Here is a 17,128-nt window from a genome sequence, read left to right as displayed (position 1 = left end):
ATATTGAAATAACCAAGTAGTTCTAATGTAAAGGTTTCTTCTATAGATGGGACGGTTTCAATCAAGGACATAACAAAAGGAAAATCTTTATCAGTAAATACGAAATCAGGAGATATAGGTGTATCTTATAAAAAAGCGCCAACTTCACTTGCTGTTTTTGCTCAGAGTAATTCTGATGTAACGCTTGATCTAGATGATGGCGTAAAACTGAAAAAAGGTGAAGCGCGGGAAGTAATAAAGTAAGTCTATTTAGTGAAGATGGTTCGATAAAGATTAGATAAAAAGAGAAAAACACAAGACAACAATTCCCGCTATTGAAGAATGGTTGTCTTATTTGTTTGTATTTAAAATGTTTTGGAGTATTTATCTCCTTTTGGATAAAAAAGAATTATAATGAGATTAATTATCTGTATATTGATTGAAATAAACAGTGAAATAAGAATATCAGTTTTATATTTAAGGAGCGGAAAGCTTGGGTTACAAAATATTAATTGTAGAAGACGACCAATTCATAAGCCATATGGTAAGCGAAAGCTTAACAAAAGAAGGGTTTGAAGTAACAGCAGCTTTTGACGGTGAAGAAGCTTTAGACATATTGAACACACAAAAGTTTGAGGTTATATTATTGGATTTAATGCTTCCGAAGATAGATGGTATGGAATGTTTAAGAATGATTCGTTCTAAAAGCATGATTCCAGTTCTTATCATGTCTGCAAAAGATGAAGATGTAGATAAGGCACTTGGTCTCGGCCTTGGAGCTGATGATTATATTTCTAAACCTTTTTCTATGCTGGAAGTATTAGCTAGAATTAAAGCAACCATTAGAAGAGAAAGACACTATAAGAGCTCCCTGTCTCCAAAGGAAGAAAAAATCATTAAAATAGGTGATTTGAGTGTTGACCTGCATGGCTTTTCTGTTAAAAAATTCAATGAAAAGATTAATCTCACGGCAAAAGAATTTAATATTTTAAAACTCTTTATTTCTAATCCTTCACAAGTATATACTAAGGCTCAACTTTATAAATCCGTATGGGAAGATGAGTATCATGGAGATGAGAATGTAATTAATGTTCATATTAGACGGCTTAGAGAGAAAATTGAGGACGATCCATCTCATCCAATGTACATAAAAACTTTGTGGGGAATCGGTTATAAGTTGGGAGATTTTTAAATTGTTTTATATGTTGGTTATTTTATTCATATCCTCTGCAGCAGTAAATATATTTCTTTTCCGAAGCCGATTACATCTAAGGACTGAGATTAAATATATTAGAAATAAACTTCGAAAAGTTGTTAATGAAGAGACAGGCGAAAGATTATTGCTTAACACGGATGATAAATATATAAAATCCTTGTTAATTCAAATAAACCGTCTTTTAGACCATAATCAAAAGATCAAAGGGAACTACAATAGTATTGAACTGTCCATGCGAAAAATGTTATCAAATATTTCACACGATTTAAAGACGCCTTTAACAGTTATACTAGGTTATATTGAAATTATAAATAACGATAAAAGTCTGACTTCGGAAAAGATTATGAGTTTACTAAAAACAGTTAATTTAAAAACGGTCGAGGTATTAGCGCTAATAAACCGTTTTTTTGAACTTGTAAAATTAGAGTCAGGAGATAAAAAATTAAACTCTTCACGAATTGACATATGTGAAGTCAGCCGAAAAATAATTTTGGATTACTACGAAATTTTAATAAGCAAAGAATTTGAAGTAGTGATTGATATACCCGATGATCCTGTATTTGTTAGCGGAGATGAAGATGCAATTGAGAGGGTTCTAAATAATTTAATTACGAATGCAATTCAATATGGTTCCGATGGTAAGATGGTGGGTTTAAAGATCAGAATAACTGATCATGATGTTTTTGTAGAAATATCAGATAAAGGAAAAGGGATAAATGAAATGCATAAAGACCGTGTCTTTGAACGAATGTACACATTAGAGGACTCGAGAAACACCAATTATCAGGGAAGCGGATTGGGGCTGACAATTACTAAGAGATTAGTAGAGCAAATGGAAGGAAGTATATCTCTAAATAGTGTCCCCTTCAAAGAAACAACGTTTTCTGTACGTTTAAGACGTATTAGATTTTAATAAAAGCAATAAGGTTTCTTCTGTATACGTCTTCAAATCTTCCTTTCTCTTTAATCTGAGAGGCTGACAACAGTCTCTTTTTTTTTATGCGCAAAAGGCTGGCATGAATCTTGCATATAAAAAGGGACGTAACGACTATGTGAAAGGGACTGATGGGTCTTGGTGTAAAAACGCTTACAATTTGTTCTGCCGGTAATTGAAGCTTACACGTAAAATACGATGAGGTGATAAAACATGTCAGCCAACCCGCTTTCTAAAAGCAATCAGAAAGACGAAGAAAAAGAAGTTCTTGATTTGTTCCTGTCAACACAATCGATCATAAAAGAGGCCCTGCGCAAACTGGGCTATCCTGACAATATGTATGACCTGATGAAAGAGCCGATGCGGCTTTTGACCGTCCGCATCCCTGTCAAAATGGACAATGGATCAGTGCAGGTTTTCACGGGCTACCGCTCGCAGCACAATGACGCTGTCGGCCCGACAAAAGGGGGCGTGCGGTTTCACCCGGAAGTCAGTGAGGAAGAGGTCAAGGCGCTTTCCATCTGGATGACCTTAAAATGCGGCATCACAAACCTTCCTTACGGGGGCGGAAAAGGCGGTATCATTTGTGATCCGCGGACAATGTCTTTCGGTGAGCTGGAACGGCTGAGCCGCGGATATGTGCGGGCAATCAGCCAGATTGTCGGTCCGACAAAGGATATTCCGGCTCCCGACGTATATACCAACTCGCAGATTATGGCTTGGATGATGGACGAATACAGTCGCCTGAGAGAATTTGATTCACCGGGATTCATTACGGGAAAGCCGATCGTTCTCGGCGGTTCACAAGGGCGGGAAACGGCGACCGCGCAAGGCGTCACGATTTGTATTGAGGAAGCCGTTAAGAAAAAAGGGATTCCATTGGAAAATGCGCGCATCATCATTCAAGGGTTCGGAAATGCGGGGAGCTTTCTCGCTAAATTTATGCATGACGCCGGCGCCAAGGTGATCGGCATCTCAGACGCCCATGGCGCTTTGTATGATCCTGAGGGCCTTGACGTTAATTACTTGCTGGATAAGCGGGACAGCTTCGGCACGGTGACGAATCTCTTCTCAGATATCATAACGAACCGGGAACTGCTGGAGAAAGACTGTGATATTCTCGTGCCTGCCGCAATCTCCAATCAGATTACAGCTGAAAACGCCCATCACATTAAAGCCTCAATCATTGTGGAGGCGGCAAACGGCCCGACAACGATAGATGCCACGAAAATTCTGAATGAAAGAGGCGTGCTTCTCGTGCCGGATATTTTGGCAAGCGCCGGCGGCGTGACGGTATCTTATTTTGAATGGGTGCAAAATAATCAAGGCTTTTACTGGTCTGAGGAGGAAGTCGCCGGAAAACTGCGCAGCGTCATGGTGAATTCGTTCGAATCCATTTATCAGACAGCGCATACCCACAAAGTCGATATGCGCTTGGCCGCCTATATGACGGGCATCAGAAAGTCGGCTGAAGCGGCCCGATTCCGCGGCTGGGTATAAGGGTGATCTGCAAAAATATTTTGCGCCTTTTATATAGGAGATTGCAAAATTTCTTTGCATCACCTGAATCAGCCGACAGATTCAGACGAGCTTCGTCTGCTTTCGGCTAATTGTTATGCTGGTATGCTTCTTGCATCTTCATAAAGCGTGAGCACACATTACAAAATACAGGAGGAATTCTAATGACAGTTTCATACGCACACGAACCATTTACAAATTTTCAGGAAGAGACAAATAAACAATCGTTTCAAGAAGCGCTGGCTTATGTGAATTCACAGCTCGGCAAGCACTATCCGCTTATCATCAACGGTGAAGCGATTGAGACGGATAAAAAGATCATTTCCGTCAATTCGGCTGATAAAAAGGAAGTAATCGGCTCTGTATCGGCGGCCGGAAAAGAACATGCGGAAAAGGCCATGCAGGCTGCGCTGCAGACATTTCAAACATGGAAAAAAGTACGGCCGGAACACCGCGCGAATGTGCTGTTTAAAGCGGCGGCAATCATCCGAAGAAGAAAGCATGAATTCTCCGCGTATCTAGTGAAAGAAGCCGGAAAACCATGGAAGGAAGCGGATGCGGATACGGCGGAAGCAATTGACTTTTTAGAGTATTATGCCCGTCAGATGCTGAAGCTGAAAGACGGTTCCCCTGTAAAGAGCCGTGACGGAGAATATAATCAGTATCATTATGAGCCGCTTGGGGTGGGGATCGTCATTTCTCCATTCAACTTCCCGCTTGCGATCATGGCCGGAACGGCGGCGGCAGCCATCGTAACAGGCAACACGATACTGCTGAAACCGGCGGATGCGGCGCCTGTCGTGGCGGCGAAATTCGTTGAAGTGATGAAGGAAGCGGGCCTGCCAGACGGCGTGCTCCAATTCATACCGGGCGACGGAGGAGAAATCGGCGACTACCTGGTTGAGCATCCGAAAACGAGATTTGTGTCGTTTACAGGCTCCCGCGCGGTCGGATGCCGCATTTATGAACGAGCCGCAAAAGTGCAGCCGGGCCAAAAATGGCTGAAACGGGTCATCGCCGAAATGGGCGGAAAAGATACGGTGCTTGTAGACAGAGATGCTGATCTTGATCTTGCCGCTTCCTCAATCGTGCATTCCGCCTTCGGATTCTCAGGCCAAAAATGTTCAGCCGGTTCCCGTGCGGTCATTCATCAGGACGTCTATGATGAAGTTGTCGAAAAAGCCGTCGCTTTAACGAAGTCACTCACTGTCGGAAGTCCGGAAGATTTTGATACATACATGGGGCCTGTCATCCATGAAGCGTCTTATAATAAAGTCATGAAATATATCGAAATCGGCAAAACAGAAGGAAAGCTTCTGACGGGAGGCGAAGGTGATGATTCGAAAGGATATTTTATTCAGCCGACCATTTTTGCGGATGTTGATGAAAACGCCCGCCTGATGCAGGAGGAAATTTTCGGGCCGGTCGTCGCGATCTCAAAAGCCCGGGATTTCGACCATATGCTTGAGATCGCCAATAATACGGATTACGGACTGACAGGTGCACTGTTATCGAAAACCCGCGCGCACATTGAACGCGCCCGTGAAGATTTTCACGTCGGAAATCTATACTTCAACCGCGGCTGTACCGGAGCGATTGTCGGATACCAGCCGTTCGGCGGCTTCAATATGTCAGGAACGGATTCAAAAGCCGGGGGACCTGACTATCTGATTCTTCATATGCAGGCGAAAACAACGTCTGAAGCCTATTAATCTTTCGGAAATAGCGCGATGAAAAAAGAGTCGCGCTATTTTCTCTATATGAGGGTAAGGAGGATGGAACATGTATCAGCAGCTCAGCAAGATGCTTCCGGAGGAGAAAATAGAAGCCATTACGAAATCACTGGTGGCGTTAAACAGCATCAACGGCACATTGGGAGAAGGAAAAAAAGCCGACTATATCAAAGATATGATCAAGAGCTTTCCCTACTTTCAGGAAAACCCGTCACATGTGTGGGAGCAGGCGATTCCTGAGGACCCTTACGGCCGCAAGAATATCTTCGCTTTTATTGAAGGAAACGGTGACAGCCTGAATACGGTCATTTATCACGCTCATCTTGATACGGTCGGCATAGAAGACTTCGGCCCTTTAAAAGATATCGCTTTTGATTCCGACCGTCTCGCGGCGTATTTCTCAAGCTATGAATTTGATCGGGATGTGCAGCGGGACGCCCGCTCAGGCGAGTGGATGTTCGGAAGGGGTTCTGTTGATATGCAGAGCGGTATTGCCGTTCATCTCACCAATCTGCTTCACTTTTCTGAACGGCGCGATCAGCTGCCGGGCCATATTCTGTTCATGGCAAACCCGGATGAAGAAAGCCAGCATTCCGGCATTTTAACGAGCATTTCTGAATTAAAACGGCTGAAACGAGAAAAGCAGCTTCGATATTTAGCAGCGATTAATAACGACTTCATCACCCCGCTGTATGAAGGTGACACGACAAGGTATATCTACACGGGCGCGGCAGGAAAGCTTTTGCCTTGCTTTGCGATTTACGGGCGGGAAGTGCATGTCGGTGATACACTGTCCGGCATTGACCCGAATTTGATCGCCTCAGAAATCACCAGAAGAATCCACAACAATATTCATATGACGGAAAACATTGAAGGTGAGCTTGTGCTGCCGCCGACCTGCCTCTACCAGCGTGATAACAAGGAAGCGTATAACGTGCAGACCGCCGTCAGCAGCCATGTCTATTTTAATTACTTTATTTACGAAAAAACCGCCAAAGAAGTCATGAATCAGCTGACTGCCGTGGCTGAGGAAGCATGCAAAGAGACAGAACAAAAATTATCTGATTATTACGACGAATACTGCGAGAGAACGAGCCTCCCGAAAAAAGACATCACATGGAACGTTCAAGTGTACAGTCTGGAAGATTACTTGAAAAGGCTGAGAAGCCGCGGCATCGACCCGGCGCAGTGTATAGAGCAGGCATTTAAAACATATGAACATCTTGAACTGCGGATGAGATGCTTTAAAGCCGTCGAGGAACTGCAAAAACTGGATCCTGAGCAGGGCGCCAAGGTTATTATTTTTTATGCGCCGCCTTACCTTCCGCACAATTATCTGAAGAAAGAGAGCACGCGGGACCGGCTTTTGCAGCATGTCATTCAAGAAGCCGTTGATAAAACAGCGGCGTCAACGGGGGAAACATTCATCTTTAAAAAGTTCTTCCCTTATTTAGCGGATGGAAGCTTTTTATCGCTGCATGAAACAGACGCGGAGGTCGCTGCCTTTACCGATAATTTTCCGGGCTGGGATGTCATCGGGACGATTCCTTTTAAAGAAATAAGGGAATTAAATATTCCGTCAGTCAATATGGGGGTATACGGCAAGGATGGCCATAAATGGACGGAACGGGTGTATAAACCGTACACATTCCATGTTCTGCCGAAACTCATTCAGCAGACGACGCTGCACCTTTTGCACAGCTATCGATTAGACATCGCACAAAAGGCTGACATAACGGAATAAGGGGGATGTATATGCAGGGAGATACCAATCAAAATGAATTGCAGCGCACGATGAAGGGCCGGCATTTGTTTATGATCGCACTCGGCGGCGTGATCGGGACGGGGCTGTTTATGGGCTCCGGTTTTACGATCAGTGAAGCTGGACCGATCGGCGCGATATTGGCTTATGTGATCGGCGGATTCTTAATGTATCTGGTGATGCTTTGTTTGGGGGAGCTTGCAGTCGCCATGCCGGTCGCAGGATCATTTCAGGCGTATGCGGCAAAGTTTCTCGGGCCGTCTACTGGTTTTACGATCGGGTGGATGTACGCATTCAGCTGGGCCAATACAGTGGGGCTTGAGCTGACGTCGGCGGGGATTTTAATGCAGCGGTGGTTTCCGGCCGTTCCGATTTGGGTGTGGTGCCTTGTATTCGGCGTCGTCATTTTCTCCATTAATGCGCTGTCGGCGCGGAGTTTTGCGGAAATGGAATTTTGGTTTTCCAGCGTTAAGGTCATGGCTATTGTATTATTTATTATTCTCGGCTGCGCTGCCGTATTCGGCTTTGTCGGTTTTAACGGCGGGCAGACGGCGCCGTATCTGTCAAACTTTACGACGGACAAAGGGCTTTTCCCGAACGGGGCTCAGGCCGTGCTGTTTACGCTTGTCATGGTGAATTTTTCATTCCAAGGAACCGAACTGGTCGGAATCGCCTCGGGAGAAAGCGAAAATCCGGAAAAGACGCTTCCCCGCTCAATCCGAAACGTCATATGGCGCACGCTGTTTTTCTTCGTGCTGGCGATGTTTGTTCTCGTGTCCATTTTGCCGTACCAAACGGCAGGGGTCATCGAAAGCCCGTTTGTCGCTGTGCTGGATAAAATCGGTGTTCCGTACGCGGCTGACATCATGAACTTTGTCATTCTGACCGCCATGCTGTCGGTGGCGAACTCCGGGCTGTACGCTTCGTCCAGAATGATGTGGTCCCTATCAAAAACTAAGATGGGCCCCGCTTCCTTAACAAAACTGACGAAAAAAGGCGTGCCTCTGAAAGCCCTGTCCATCACCATCGCCATCTCAGGTTTATCCCTGCTGACAAGTGTAGTCGCTGCTGAAACGGTGTATGTGTGGCTCATTTCCATCTCGGGTATGATTACCGTCGTCGCGTGGATGTCAATCTGCGCTTCACAATTCGTTTTCCGGAGACGCTTTCTGGCTGAAGGAGGAAATCTGAAAGACCTGGCATTTAAAACGCCTCTTTATCCGATCGTGCCGATTCTCGGATTTTCAGTTTACGGTCTTATCTTAATCAGTCTCATTTTTATTCCGGACCAGCGTATCGGCCTGTACTGCGGCGTCCCGCTGATGATCATCTGTTACGCGTATTACCACTTCGGTATCAAAAAACGCCTGAAACGTGAGCCGGCTTCTTCGGAAAAAGGCGCAGCAGGATAAGAAAAAAAGCCCTCCGTAAAAAGCGGCGGGCTTTACTTTGTTTTTCGTTTTGCCGACAGCACGTAGGAAAGAACGGCAAAGAGCTGAAAACCGAAAATGCTGACAGCCATCGGCCAGGCGTTTTCTTCTCCGGCAATACCGACCAGGGGAGCGGCAAGCGCGCCGCCGATAAAGGGCAGGAGTCCGAGAAGAGCCGCTGCGCTTCCCGCGCCTTTCTCCTGTTTCTGCATAGCCAAAGAAAACCCTGTCGTCGTGACGATCCCGACAGAAGAAACAATAATAAATAAAGAAATGCAGACCGCCGTCAGACTCAAACCGAAAGCAAGCGATAAAAGCAAAGCGACGCTCCCGATGACGGCAATAACCAATCCGGAGACAAGCAGCTTCCGTTCATCATGTGTTTTGGCCATCCGTCCCGTCATTTGGGTGGCGCATATGATTCCCGCGCCGTTTACGGCAAACAGCAGGCTGAACATTTGCGCCGATACGCCGTAGATATTTTGCAGCACAAACGGCGACCCGGCAATATATGCGAACATGCCGGTCATCACAAATGCCTGGCTGAGCGCAAATCCCATAAACATCCTGTCACCGAGCAGGCCGCGAAACGTCATCAGCGTCTCCCTGAGTCCGCCGTTTGTCCGCCTTTCCGGCGGGAGTGATTCAGGCAATGCCGTAAGCACGGCTGCAAAAATAATACAGCCGATCACCGCCAGCACGATAAATACGATTTTCCAGCCGGCAAACTGAAGGATAAATCCCCCTGTAATCGGCGCTAAAATCGGCGCCGCCCCATTGACGAGCATCAGCAATGAGAAAAAAGCCGTCAATTCTTTTCCGGAATACATATCGCGCGCGGAAGCCCGTGCGATGACAATGCCGGCCGCTCCTGTGAATCCTTGAATAAACCTCATGACAATTAAAAACGAAACAGAAGGGCTGAAGGCGCATAATAAAGATGCCAGCGTATAAAGCAGCAATGACAGAATCAGCGGTTTCCGGCGCCCGATCATATCACTGAGCGGCCCGACAACGATTTGGCCGACCGCCAGCCCCAAAAGACAAAACGTCAGGCTCAGCTGCGCAAGGGACGCTGTCGTATGGAGATCGGCCGCCACTTCAGGCAAAGCGGGCAGATACATATCGAGCGAAAGCGGCCCGAATGAAGCGAGCGTCCCGAGAATCAATACCATGCCGAAGCTTGCGCGGGCGGCCTTTGAACCAGCGTTATTCATTCCATGACCCACCTTAACAAATGATTCTATCACTATAGCATAACCGGAAGGCATATTTTATATCGTTTATCGAATATAAAATAAATAGATTATTTAAAATCTGAATGCAAATAAAAAAACATAATTCTTTTTCGAATGAAATGTAAAATGGAAAATAAGGATGCTAAACTATGAAATAACAAATGTTAAAAAGTTTTACGGAGGAAGTGTTCAAAGAGCATGAACAGCAAACAAACCGATCACATTGAAATGAAACGCCGATTTCCGCTCTGTCTCGCGCTTGCTTTGACTTTAGGCGTATTTGCCGCGGGTTCTGAAGAGCTGGTGATTTCCCCGCTGCTTCCGGATTTAGCGCGGGCTTTCAGCTCGGATGTCAGTGTGCTGGCGCTTTCCATCAGTATTTACGGAGTAATGATTTTTATCGGCGCACCGCTTCTTGTTCCCCTTGGCGATAAATATTCCCGAGAACTCAGTCTGATAGCGGGGCTGCTTATCTTTACGGCCGGCACGGTGATCTGCGCGCTGGCGCACAATCTATTTTTCTTCTTTCTGGGCAGGGCGCTTTCCGGGCTTGCGGCGGGGGCGTTTGTGCCGACAGCATATGCGGTCGTCGGCGACCGTGTGCCTTATGCGTACCGCGGCAAGGTGATGGGTCTGATCGTTTCAAGCTGGTCGCTCGCTTTGATTTTCGGCGTTCCGATCGGCTCTTTTATCGGCGGCGTTTTGAATTGGCGGTGGACGTTTTGGATTTTCGCTTTGATGTCTGTCCTCGTTGCTTCGCTCATTTTCATTGAGGCGCGCCGCAGCACGGCAGACGGGAACAAAACAGAAGAGGAAAGCGGACGGCAGGCAGGCACCTTCCGGGATGCGCTGAAGGTGCCCCGTGTCCCTGTATACCTCATGATCACCTTCTGCAACATGATCGGTTTTTACGGCATGTATTCATTTCTCGGCACATATCTTCACCGCGTGCTGCCGGGGGGAAATACCGCTTCCGGGCTGATGATCATGGTGTACGGAATCGGTTTTTCCATGAGCGTGTTCACGGGGAAAATCGCAGACAAGGCGGGGAAAATGCGCTCTTTGATCGCGGCATTGGCCGTGATCAGCATATGGCTTGCCTGCCTCGCCTATGCGCCGTCATCAATGCCGCTTTTGGTCATCGGGTTATTCATCTGGGGCTTGATGCAAAGCCTGACGGTGACCTTGCTCAGCACCATTTTAAGCGATTGCTCACATAGCCGCCGCGGCAAAATCATGGCATTTTACAGTCTGGCGTCCAATTTGGCCGTGACCTTGGGCTCGGCTGTCATGGGTCCGGTCTATGTCGGATACGGATATGCAGCTGTCGGGTTTATCTGTGCGGCCGTCACCCTCATCGGCTTTGTCCTCAGCGTTTTTGCTTACAGAAGATATGGCAGTTATGAGCATAAGGCCGACCAATCATTGTATCGGTAAATAAAGTTTATAAAAAACACCCCGCTGACAGCGGGATGTTTTTTTATATGCTTTTCATGCTTCCGCCGTCGGCCGACACTTGCTGTCCCGTAATATAAGAAGCTTCTTCCGAGGCGAGAAAGGCAGCCAGCGCCGCGGTTTCTTCGGCGGTTCCGACACGCTTCATCGGAACGTCCGAGGCAATCCGTGCTTCCGCTTCCGCTTCGGAAATTCCGTTTTTCTTCATCATGTTCTGCACAAATTTTTGATAACGATCCGTGGCGATAAATCCGGGATTCAGACAGTTGACAGTGATGTGAAAAGGCGCAAGCTGAGTGGCGATATTTTTGCTGGCATTAATTAAAGCGGCGTTCATCATGCTGTTGGTGAACATGTCGGCGCCGGGTTCTTTCCATAGGTTTCCGACGATATTAATGATTCTGCCGGATTCGTGCTGCTTCATGATCGCTGCGGCCGTTTTCATAGAGTCGATATAGGCGATTGTTTTATTCGTAAAAGTATTGGTCATATTCTCTATATCACAGTTTTCAAAGGTATCCGGCGCACCGCCGGGAATGTTGTTGATCAATACATCAAGCCGTCCGCATTTTGATCTGATGTCCTCAAAAATGCCGGTTCTCGTCTTCTGGTCCGACATATCCCCGGCCAGAACGGTGACGCCCGCATCCGGATGCTTGGCGAGGATCTCCTCTTTTACCGATTCAATATTTTCGGGAACCCGTGAATTAATGACGGTATGAAAGCCATTGTCCGCCAGTTTCAAAGCAATCGCTTTGCCGATCCCCTGACTGGCGCCCATAATAAATGCGGTTCGTTTTGACAACTGTCTGCACCCCTTTACAAAATGGAATCTCCTTAACATCGTAAAAAAAAATGATTAAAACAGCAAATCTTATTTAAATTCTGACAAATGAAAAAACCCGCCGGATAGGCGGGTGGGTGTTACACGTGCAAAAACTTCGGAAGCGTGTCGAGAGACAATCGGTTTCCGACAAAGAATGAGCCGAATTCGCCGTAGCGCGCGCTGACCTCGTCAAAACGCATTTCATAGACAAGCTTTTTGAACTGAAGCACATCATCACTGAAGAGCGTGACGCCCCATTCATAATCGTCAAAACCGACAGATCCCGTGATAATCTGTTTGACTTTGCCTGCGTAGCTCCGTCCGATTAAGCCGTGGCTTCTCATCAGGTTTCTGCGTTCATCCATAGAAAGCATGTACCAGTTGTCATTTCCGCTTCTTCTCTTATCCATCGGGTAGAAGCAGACATATTTCGCTTCCGGCAGCTCAGGATACAGGCGGGCGCGGACATGCGGATTTTCATACGGATCGCCTTCTCCGCTTGCCAGATAGTTGCTCAGCTCAACCACGGACACGTAAGAATAAGCCGGGATTGTAAATTCAGCAAGCTTTGATTTATTAAATTCAAGCTCGATTTCGTTCAGCTCTTCCATTGTCGGGCGAAGAATCATCAGCATAAAATCAGCTTTCTGTCCGACGATGCTGTAGATGGTTTGCGAGCCTTTGCCTTCTTTTTGGGCGACGCCCCATTTTTCAAGCAGTCCCGTAAATTCGTGTATAATCGACAGGCGCTCATCGCTGGATAACTGCTTCCATGACGTCCAGTCCATTGTGCGGAAATCGTGAAGCGCATACCAGCCGTCAAGCGTTTGTGCGGCCTCGTTCGTTTTTTGCTGCTCACTCATGTATCTTCACTCCTATATCTTTTCATTGATGCCTTCACTATATCACAGTTTAACCGTTTCGGCTGTGGAGAAACCTTGAATAATCCCACCCCTTGTATCAGAAACTAAGCCGTAAACTACCCGTCAGTTAAATTAGTTAGAAAAATAAGATTTCTTATTGAAAGCGCTATAATAGAAGTTGGTTATTTGAATTTAGCTGGAAGAAGAGTATGCTGTAAAAGTAAGCGTTTTTTGTCAACATAGAGGAGGGTATATCGTGGCAGATTTATTTACAAAAGTACAAGAAAAAGTAGCAGGAAAAGATGTGAAAATCGTATTTCCTGAGGGGTTGGACGAACGTATCCTGGTTGCGGTCAACAATTTGGCGGGCAACAAGGTATTAAAGCCGATCGTAGTCGGCAATAAAGAAGACATTCAAGCAAAAGCGAAAGAATTAAATCTTACACTTGACGGCGTTGACATTTTTGACCCGCATACATATGAAGGCATGGAAGAACTCGTTCAGGCTTTCGTAGAACGCCGCAAAGGCAAAGCGACGGAAGAACAGGCCCGCAAAGCTTTGTTAGACGAGAACTATTTCGGCACGATGCTTGTGTACAAAGGTCTCGCGGACGGACTTGTCAGCGGAGCTGCACATTCTACTGCCGATACGGTGCGCCCTGCACTGCAAATTATCAAAACAAAAGAAGGCGTGAAAAAAACATCAGGCGTCTTCATCATGGCCCGCGGTGACGAGCAATATGTGTTCGCTGATTGCGCGATCAACATTGCCCCTGACAGCCAGGACCTTGCTGAAATCGCCATTGAAAGCGCCAATACGGCTCAAATGTTTGATATTGACCCGCGCGTTGCCATGCTCAGCTTCTCTACAAAAGGATCGGCAAAATCTGATGAGACGGAAAAAGTGTCAGAAGCGGTGAAAATCGCGAAGGAAAAAGCGCCTGAGCTTACGCTTGACGGCGAATTCCAATTTGACGCTGCATTTGTGCCGTCTGTTGCGGAGAAGAAAGCGCCGGACTCCGATATTAAAGGAGACGCGAATGTATTTGTATTCCCAAGCCTTGAAGCAGGAAACATCGGCTACAAAATCGCTCAGCGTTTAGGCGGCTTTGAAGCGGTCGGACCGATTCTGCAAGGATTAAATATGCCTGTAAACGATCTTTCCAGAGGATGTAATGCGGAAGACGTCTACAATCTTGCGTTAATTACGGCTGCTCAAGCGCTGTAATCCGGAAAAAGCCGGCCTTTTAAGAAGGCCGGCTTTTTTATAGAAAGAAAGCCACTGCGGCCCAGCCGAACAGCGATAAACAGAGAGAACCGATCAAGCCAGCCGCGAGCGCCCGCCAGCCATTATGACGAAACGCCGATATGTGAACGTTCAAACCGAGACCCGCCATTGCCATGCCGATTAAAACATAGGACACTTGAACAAGAAACGCGGAATGCGCGGCGGAAATGATGCCTGATGTGTGGATGGCGCTCATTCCGAGAAATCCGAAGATAAACCAAGGGATCGGCAGTGAAGCAGCAGAGACTGTCTCTGATTTCCCGCCGCTGCGCGCCCGCATTCCAAGCATGAATGCGGCCGGGACGAGCAGCGCGACCCGCGTCAGCTTGACGATCACCGCCATCTCGACGGCTGCTTTTCCTCCGGCGCTTCCGGCCGCCGCCGCATGCGCCACCTCATGAAGCGTTGCCCCGCAAAAGGCGCCGTAAGCAGCAGGAGAAAAGCCCAATACATGATAAGAAAGAGAATATACAACAGTAAAAACGGTTCCTAATAACGAAACGGCGGCTGCACTGATGGCTGTCGCATTTTCGTTTGACCTGATCTGCGGCGCGATCGCGGCAATGGCAGCCGCCCCGCAGATCGCTGTGCCGCAGGCTGTTAACATGCTGAGTGTCTGATCAATGCGGAACAGCCGGGACAGTCCGTATACGACCGCACCCGCAACCATCATACAGCAGACGGCAATTGCAAATACGTGCCAGCCGGCATGATAGATATCCGTCAGGTTCAGTCTCATGCCAAGCAGGATAATGCCGGCTTTCAGCAAGTATTTGCTTGAGAATCCAATCCCCGGCTCCAATGCCGCCTGCTGTCCGAAAACGGCGCGCCAGACCATTCCGATCAGCATCGCGAGGACAAGCATTCCGAGCAAATTTAAAAACGGCAGGCGGCTGGCATAGAAAGCCGCAAACGCAATTCCTGCGGTAACTGAAACACCCTTTACTATCTTCATCTCAGTCACTTCCCATTAGGTTGATAACTCCACTTTACTGCGGTCTTAATCATTAGTAAAATATATTTATATGATCTAAACGATTAGAAAAAATAATGATAAGGGGCGATGCTTTTTGTATTATGGGGAATTGAAAACATTCATTGCCGTCGTCGAAGAAAAAAACTTTACAAAAGCGGCGCAGAAGCTGATGATTTCTCAGCCGAGCGTCAGCCTTCACATTAAAAATCTGGAGAAAGAATTCCAAACCGCCTTGCTGAACCGCTCTCCGAAGCACTTTACGACTACGCCGACGGGGGACATTCTCTATCAGCGCGCCAAGCAAATGGTCTTCTTGTACGAGCAGGCGAAAACCGAAATTTACGCCCATCATCATTATGTCAAAGGGAAGCTCAAAATCGCCGCGAGCTTTACCATCGGCGAATATATTCTGCCGCCGCTTCTTGCAAAGCTTCATGACGAGTATCCCGAACTGAACCTTGACGTCATGATCGGGAACACGGAGGAGGTCAGCGAAGCGGTTCGGATGCTTCAAGCCGATATCGGATTAATAGAAGGACATACGGGGAAAAACGAGCTCGACATTCAGCCGTTCATGGAGGATGAATTATGCATTGCCGCACCTAACGGACACCCGCTCGCCGGCAGAAAAAACATCCCGGTGACCGACTTGCAAAATCAAGCGTGGGTGACGAGGGAGAAGGGTTCGGGGACGAGGGAGTATTTGGATCATGTCCTGCATTCAAACGGACTGCGGCCGAAATCCATGATGACGATCAGCAGCAACCAGGGCGTCAAGGAAGCTGTGATCAGCGGAATGGGTCTTTCCGTTCTGTCAAAAAGCGTACTGCAAAAGGATCTGCTTCACGGCAGCATTTCCGTGCTTCAGATTAAAGGATTTTCCTTAAAACGGAAACTGTCTATCATTCAATCTTCCATTATGGAGAACACAAAAAACAAAGAAATCTTCATCGCTCTTTTGAAAAGTCAATTTCAATCATCTTAAGCGGAATGATATAATAAATGCATGGAAAGCCTATGACGAAAGGGATTTAATATAGATGGGAAAGCAACCGATTGATTTATTGATGCAGCCGAGCTGGAGAATCATTGACCAATCCAGCCTCGGTCCTTATTTTGATGCGAAGCAGTCATTCGCAATGGATGATACGCTGTGCGCCTCCGTAGGCAAAGGGGAATCGCCTGCGACAGCACGCTCTTGGGTGCACCACCGGACGATCGTGCTCGGCATTCAGGACACACGCCTGCCGTTTTTAGAGGACGGCGTGAAATTGCTGGAGGACGAAGGCTATCGTGTAATTGTCCGCAATTCAGGAGGCCTCGCGGTCGTTCTTGATGAAGGCGTATTGAATATCTCGCTTATTTTTGAAGACGAGAAAAAAGGCATCGACATCGACAGAGGCTACGAGGCGATGACGGAGCTGGTGCGGCGGATGCTGCGTTCGTACAATGCTGAAATTGAAGCCTATGAAATTAAAGGATCGTATTGTCCGGGCAGCTATGATCTCAGCATCGGCGGGCGGAAATTCGCGGGAATCTCACAAAGACGCCTGCGGGGCGGAACCGCAGTTCAGATTTACCTCTGCGCCGATAAAAGCGGAAGCGAACGTGCCGATCTGATCAGACGTTTCTATCAAGCCGCTTTAAAAGACAAAAGCAATGACACAAAAGGCGTGTACCCCGACATCCGGCCTGAAACGATGGCTTCCTTAAGCGAATTGCTGCAAACGGACATTACCGTGCAGGACTTAATGCTGTCACTTTTAACCGAACTGAAGGAACGCAGCGGCCGCCTGTATGCAGCCGGATTATCGCCGGAAGAAGAAATGGTATTTGAAAAAAATCTGACCCGAATGCTGGAACGGAATGAGAAGGTGTTCGGTACGCAGGAAAGCTTGGACTAGGTCCGG

The 17,128-nt window shown here is 47.1% G+C and carries 15 protein-coding genes; 11 read left to right on the top strand and 4 right to left on the bottom strand.

Annotated elements, in window-relative coordinates; genetic code table 11:
- The first annotated feature begins 42 nt into the window (after positions 1-42).
- From AC1DN5_RS02705 to AC1DN5_RS02675, 7 genes are all read left to right on the top strand, one after another.
- On the top strand, positions 43-243 hold the full coding sequence (locus tag AC1DN5_RS02705) for a DUF4097 family beta strand repeat-containing protein (protein WP_320109046.1): 201 nt from the start codon (positions 43-45) through the stop codon (positions 241-243).
- 229 nt (positions 244-472) lie between these two features.
- Positions 473-1,171 (top strand): response regulator transcription factor, encoded by a 699-nt coding sequence (locus tag AC1DN5_RS02700; protein ID WP_095241172.1) that lies wholly within the window; start codon positions 473-475, stop codon positions 1,169-1,171.
- Between the two features lies 1 nt (position 1,172).
- Entirely contained in the window at positions 1,173-2,108 is a 936-nt protein-coding gene (locus AC1DN5_RS02695) for a sensor histidine kinase (RefSeq protein ID WP_016937557.1), read from the top strand.
- A gap of 234 nt (positions 2,109-2,342) precedes the next feature.
- A complete protein-coding gene (locus AC1DN5_RS02690; RefSeq protein ID WP_342007177.1) occupies positions 2,343-3,629 on the top strand; it encodes a Glu/Leu/Phe/Val family dehydrogenase in 1,287 nt (428 codons plus the stop codon).
- A gap of 182 nt (positions 3,630-3,811) precedes the next feature.
- Positions 3,812-5,359, top strand: coding sequence for an L-glutamate gamma-semialdehyde dehydrogenase (gene pruA, locus AC1DN5_RS02685; protein ID WP_366969870.1), 1,548 nt, complete (start codon positions 3,812-3,814; stop codon positions 5,357-5,359).
- Between the two features lie 70 nt (positions 5,360-5,429).
- Positions 5,430-7,124: a M20 family metallopeptidase gene (locus tag AC1DN5_RS02680; RefSeq protein ID WP_366969869.1), complete on the top strand. Its 1,695-nt coding sequence runs from the start codon at positions 5,430-5,432 to the stop codon at positions 7,122-7,124.
- An 11-nt stretch (positions 7,125-7,135) separates the two neighbouring features.
- Positions 7,136-8,554, top strand: coding sequence for an amino acid permease (locus tag AC1DN5_RS02675; protein WP_366969868.1), 1,419 nt, complete (start codon positions 7,136-7,138; stop codon positions 8,552-8,554).
- 32 nt (positions 8,555-8,586) lie between these two features.
- On the opposite strand, the gene AC1DN5_RS02670 is transcribed toward AC1DN5_RS02675, so the two are convergent.
- Positions 8,587-9,789, bottom strand: a complete 1,203-nt coding sequence (locus AC1DN5_RS02670) for a multidrug effflux MFS transporter (RefSeq protein ID WP_366969867.1) — start codon at positions 9,787-9,789, stop codon at positions 8,587-8,589.
- A 219-nt stretch (positions 9,790-10,008) separates the two neighbouring features.
- Between AC1DN5_RS02670 and AC1DN5_RS02665 the strand changes: the two genes are divergently transcribed.
- A complete protein-coding gene (locus AC1DN5_RS02665) occupies positions 10,009-11,247 on the top strand; it encodes an MFS transporter (RefSeq protein ID WP_366969866.1) in 1,239 nt (412 codons plus the stop codon).
- A 43-nt stretch (positions 11,248-11,290) separates the two neighbouring features.
- Here AC1DN5_RS02665 and bacG read toward each other — a convergent pair whose 3' ends face one another.
- Both bacG and hemQ read right to left on the bottom strand, forming a co-directional pair.
- Positions 11,291-12,070 (bottom strand): NADPH-dependent reductase BacG, encoded by a 780-nt coding sequence (gene bacG, locus AC1DN5_RS02660; RefSeq protein ID WP_264819327.1) that lies wholly within the window; start codon positions 12,068-12,070, stop codon positions 11,291-11,293.
- Positions 12,071-12,189: 119 nt separating this feature from the next.
- Complete coding sequence (gene hemQ / locus AC1DN5_RS02655; RefSeq protein WP_016937570.1) at positions 12,190-12,954, bottom strand: hydrogen peroxide-dependent heme synthase; 765 nt, start codon at positions 12,952-12,954, stop codon at positions 12,190-12,192.
- 256 nt (positions 12,955-13,210) lie between these two features.
- On the opposite strand from hemQ, the gene pta reads away from it, so the two are divergent.
- The gene (gene pta / locus AC1DN5_RS02650; protein ID WP_045926607.1) at positions 13,211-14,182 is read left to right on the top strand and encodes a phosphate acetyltransferase; all 972 of its coding nucleotides are present in this window, start codon (positions 13,211-13,213) and stop codon (positions 14,180-14,182) included.
- Positions 14,183-14,219: 37 nt separating this feature from the next.
- Here the strand turns inward: pta and AC1DN5_RS02645 are convergent, their stop codons facing one another.
- Positions 14,220-15,197: a YeiH family protein gene (locus tag AC1DN5_RS02645; protein WP_099743990.1), complete on the bottom strand. Its 978-nt coding sequence runs from the start codon at positions 15,195-15,197 to the stop codon at positions 14,220-14,222.
- A gap of 115 nt (positions 15,198-15,312) precedes the next feature.
- On the opposite strand from AC1DN5_RS02645, the gene AC1DN5_RS02640 reads away from it, so the two are divergent.
- On the top strand, positions 15,313-16,203 hold the full coding sequence (locus AC1DN5_RS02640; protein WP_016937573.1) for a LysR family transcriptional regulator: 891 nt from the start codon (positions 15,313-15,315) through the stop codon (positions 16,201-16,203).
- Positions 16,204-16,258: 55 nt separating this feature from the next.
- Entirely contained in the window at positions 16,259-17,122 is an 864-nt protein-coding gene (lipL, locus tag AC1DN5_RS02635) for an octanoyl-[GcvH]:protein N-octanoyltransferase (RefSeq protein ID WP_045926605.1), read from the top strand.
- Positions 17,123-17,128: the final 6 nt, after the last annotated feature.

The organism is Bacillus sp. 01N42_2 (assembly GCF_056399565.1).
Note: the sequence above shows the minus strand (reverse complement) of the source record. Positions and strands in the feature narration are given on the sequence as shown.